This window comes from Rhodococcus sp. YH3-3 (assembly GCF_001653035.1).
Classification (GTDB): Bacteria; Actinomycetota; Actinomycetes; order Mycobacteriales; family Mycobacteriaceae; genus Rhodococcus_F; species Rhodococcus_F qingshengii.
In genome coordinates this window covers 2185529-2189098 of sequence record NZ_BCWH01000001.1, presented here as the reverse complement: position 1 = coordinate 2189098, position 3570 = coordinate 2185529, and the positions used below count along the sequence as shown (strand labels likewise).

The window sequence follows — 3570 nt, the reverse complement described above, 5'->3', positions numbered from 1 at the left end:
CGCCGAGACGGTGCCGTCGATACCTGCGACGCCGCGATTCGACAGCACCCGCACGGCGGGCTTGGGATAGCTCACGAGGGCCGCGTCGCGAACAGGGTTGGATGCGCCGAGCAGAAGCTGGTCGCCGTCCGCGAGAGCATCCATCACAGCAGCTGCCACGTGCAGGCCGGTGGCCTTGGGGTGGGCGTCGAGTTGCTTGCGGACGGCAGTTTCGGCGTGTTCGGTCAGCGCGGCGCATCGAGCGATCCAGGCGGGATCGGGAGTCCCGGTGACCACTGCTCTGGTTCCGGTGGCGAGTACGTTGCCGGATACGTCCGGCCAGCGCGGCCCGGTAGTCAGCGCGTAGACGTCGACGCCCGGGTCGGCCAGCACCTTCGAGACCTGACGATGCAACGTCGGGCGGCCGGTGATGATCGCCTGCTTGGGCTTGAGTTGCGAGAGCGCGAGTGGATGCAGTGCTATCCCGTGCATCGGAGCCGTCGGTTCGGCCACCGTCGGCAGGCCGGCCAGCTCAGGCCGAAGCGCACTACCGTGTCCGGAAATGACCACCGTATCTGCGGTGAGGTCCAGATCGACCGGAACATCGAGCGTCGCGTTCTGGGTGGTGGTCCAGGCCGCACCGCCGGGACGGCCCTCCGGGACCGGTCCCTGCACGTGCACGTCCGGCACCAGCGGCTCACGAAGTGGAATGTCGAAGTGCACCGGACCCGCATTTCCGGATCGGGTTCCGCGGGCAGCGGCGAGGACCCGGCAGACCGCCGAGCGCCACTGGCTGTTCTGCGTCGAATCGTCCTCCGCCAGGCCCAGGCTGATGGTTGCGCGGACTTGACTGCCGAAGAGCCCGAGTTGCTCGACGGTCTGGTTGGCGCCGGTGCCGAGCATCTCGTACGGCCGGTTGGCGCTCAGGACCACCAGCGGCACTCGCGCGTAGTTGGCCTCGAGGACAGCGGGTCCGAGATTCGCGACGGCGGTCCCGGAAGTCATCACGATGGGGACCGGTCGTTTCCCGGCGATTGCCAGTCCGAGTGCCAGAAAGCCTGCTGTCCGCTCGTCGATCCGCATGTGCAGACGCAACCGGCCGTCGAGGTCGGCGGCCTGGAGGGCGAATGCGAGGGGCGCGTTGCGAGAGCCTGGACACAGCACGACTTCACGCACGCCACCACGAACCAGTTCGTCGACGACGGCTGTGGCTTGTGCAGTGGACGGATTCACGCCTTCAAGAGTGTCAGATGTTCGGGCGCAAGCATGCCCAGGGGCGGGGACAGCGGCATTATGTGTGGGTGCGCACACTCTTCGATCCAGCCGAGCTCGAACCCCGCCGGTTCTATCAGTTACTCACCGCTTCGGTGGTCCCCCGGCCGATTGCCTGGGTGTCCACCCTGTCGGCGGACGGCGTCGGCAATCTGGCTCCGTACAGCTTTTTCACCGTGGCAAGTTCGGCGCCGCCGATCGTGCAGTTCACGTCGGTCGGACGCAAGGACAGCCTGCGCAACATCGAAGCGACCGGCGAATTCGTGATCAACCTGGCGACTGCCAGGCTTGCCGACGTGGTGAACCAGAGTTCCGCCTTCTACGACGCCGAGGCCGACGAGTTTCTCGAGTTGAACATCCGTAGCGAGCCGAGCGAGCGGGTTCGCCCCGTACGGGTCGCCGACTCCCCGATCGCCATCGAATGCACGCTTCACCAGGTCATCGAGGTCGGCAATTCATTTGTCGTGATGGGAAATGTGGTGGCGGTCGCAGTACGTCCCGAGGCTGTCGCCGACGACGGCCTACCGGACTTCGCGGCAATCGCACCGATGAGCCGACTTGGCCGAGCGCAGTGGGGTCTTCCTCCCGAAGTCGTCGAAAAGGACAGACCCACCACTCCACAGCGACCGTAAATCAGGTTAGGGTTACCTGATTAGGTACGAGTAACAGTTAATCAGGGAGCAACCAGTCATGGCCAAGCGCGCCAAGTTCGTGAAACCGGCCTCACGCAGCATCGTGTCGGCGCAGGTCGTGGCGAACAAACGAATCAGCCCCAGCTTCATCCGGGTGACCATTGCCGGCGAAGAGCTGTCCACCATCGCTCCGATGGGTGCCGATCAGTGGTTCCGCATGTTCATCCCGCAGGTCGGCCAGAGTGAACTCCGGTTGCCGAGCGCGGCCAGCAATCTCTGGTATGCGCAGTACCTGTTGATGTCCAAGGACACGCGACCCGTCGTGCGCAACTACACGATTCGCGCCTACCGTGCCGCCGGATCCGGTCTCTTCGGCGAGACCACGGAGATCGACATCGACTTCGCTTATCACGGCGACATCGGCCCGGCATCCGCGTGGGCGGACACCGCGTCGGCCGGCGACGAGGTCGCCCTCTTGGACGAAGGCTGCATCTACAACCCCACACCCGAGGCCAAGTGGCAACTGCTCGTCGGCGACGAGAGTGCACTTCCCGCGATCATCGGCATTCTGGAATCCGCGCCCGCAGACCTGCGTGCCGAGGTCTTCGTCGAGATTCCGAACATCGAAGACAAGCAAGACATTCCGGAGTTGGCGAACGTCAACGTGCATTGGCTCGTTCGCGAGGACGAACACGCGACGCCGGGTGTTCTGACCCTCGAGACCGTCCGCGCCGCCGAACTGCCCGAGGGGCCGTCGTACACCTTTGTCGCCGGCGAACAGGCACTCACCACCGGGCTGCGTCGGCACCTCGTGAACGACCGGAAGTTCGCCAAAACCGACATCACCTTCACCGGCTTCTGGCGCCACGGACATTCGGCTCACTGACAAACGCACCGAACACGACGAGTGGCCCGGGAGAAACTCCCGGGCCACTCGTCGTTTTACGTTCGCTTATGCAGCGTGCTTCTGGATCACATCGCCCAGACGCGGCAGAGCTGCAGTCACATGCTTCTTCGCCGAACCGCGCAGCTTCGAGTACATCGACTTGACGACGGCCTTGTCGCTACCTTCGATACGCTCGTCCGTCACCTCGAGGAGGGAATCGGCAACCGCGTCGCCGCGGGCGCTGATGAAATCGGCGAAGCTACCTTCACCGGAAGCCGAGAATTCCTGCCAGTACGGCTCGAGCTTTGCCACGAAAGCCGGCAGAAGCGCGGTGACGGCGTCCGGCACGATGGACGGGCTCACCTTCTTGACCGCGCCGTAGCCACCCTTGAGAGCCAGCCCTGAGGCCCCCGACTTATCCGAAACCTCTGCGTCGATCAAGGTCTGCACGTCCGCGACGACCGCGGGAACCCGTGATTCCTCGAGCAGGGTTTCGTTCAGAGCTGCAACCACTTTCGATCCCTTCATTCTTCACTGATGTTCATCAGGTCGCGCCCGAGACTATACGAAATTCGGCTGGTCCCTACTGCCGAGTATCCGATGGCAGCGCCGAGCCCGCTCCAGCCACCAGTCGCGCCGGTCCGCGGGCGCGGCCAGCGTCTCGAGCAGAACCGGATCAGGCTCGACGGCACCCACCGACAAAGCACCGTCGACAGCTGCCCCGGTGACCGCGACATCCTGGACGAACAGGCCGCCTGTACCGAGACCGCAGGCAAACGGAAGCGAAGGCAACGCTGCCGC

The 3570-nt window shown here is 64.6% G+C and carries 4 protein-coding genes and 1 pseudogene; 2 read left to right on the top strand and 3 right to left on the bottom strand.

Annotation, left to right across the window (positions count from 1 at the left end):
• On the bottom strand, positions 1–1212 hold a 1212-nt coding region (gene menD, locus YH3_RS10305), incomplete at its 3' end, for a 2-succinyl-5-enolpyruvyl-6-hydroxy-3-cyclohexene-1-carboxylic-acid synthase (RefSeq protein ID WP_238592552.1).
• A 68-nt stretch (positions 1213–1280) separates the two neighbouring features.
• On the opposite strand from menD, the gene YH3_RS10300 reads away from it, so the two are divergent.
• Together YH3_RS10300 and YH3_RS10295 are read left to right on the top strand one after the other, a co-directional pair.
• Positions 1281–1883 (top strand): flavin reductase family protein, encoded by a 603-nt coding sequence (locus YH3_RS10300; protein ID WP_039972961.1) that lies wholly within the window; start codon positions 1281–1283, stop codon positions 1881–1883.
• Positions 1884–1941: 58 nt separating this feature from the next.
• The gene (locus YH3_RS10295) at positions 1942–2769 is read left to right on the top strand and encodes a siderophore-interacting protein (RefSeq protein ID WP_042453072.1); all 828 of its coding nucleotides are present in this window, start codon (positions 1942–1944) and stop codon (positions 2767–2769) included.
• Positions 2770–2835: 66 nt separating this feature from the next.
• Here YH3_RS10295 and YH3_RS10290 read toward each other — a convergent pair whose 3' ends face one another.
• Together YH3_RS10290 and YH3_RS10285 are read right to left on the bottom strand one after the other, a co-directional pair.
• Positions 2836–3282: a hypothetical protein gene (locus tag YH3_RS10290; RefSeq protein WP_003941973.1), complete on the bottom strand. Its 447-nt coding sequence runs from the start codon at positions 3280–3282 to the stop codon at positions 2836–2838.
• Positions 3283–3330: 48 nt separating this feature from the next.
• Positions 3331–3570, bottom strand: a pseudogene (locus YH3_RS10285) (O-succinylbenzoate synthase); the annotation flags it as partial.

Bases quoted from the DNA above. Each gene is read 5' to 3' on its own strand.
- YH3_RS10295 (WP_042453072.1), top strand. From the start codon at position 1,942: ATGGCCAAGCGCGCCAAGTTCGTGAAACCGGCCTCACGCAGCATCGTG.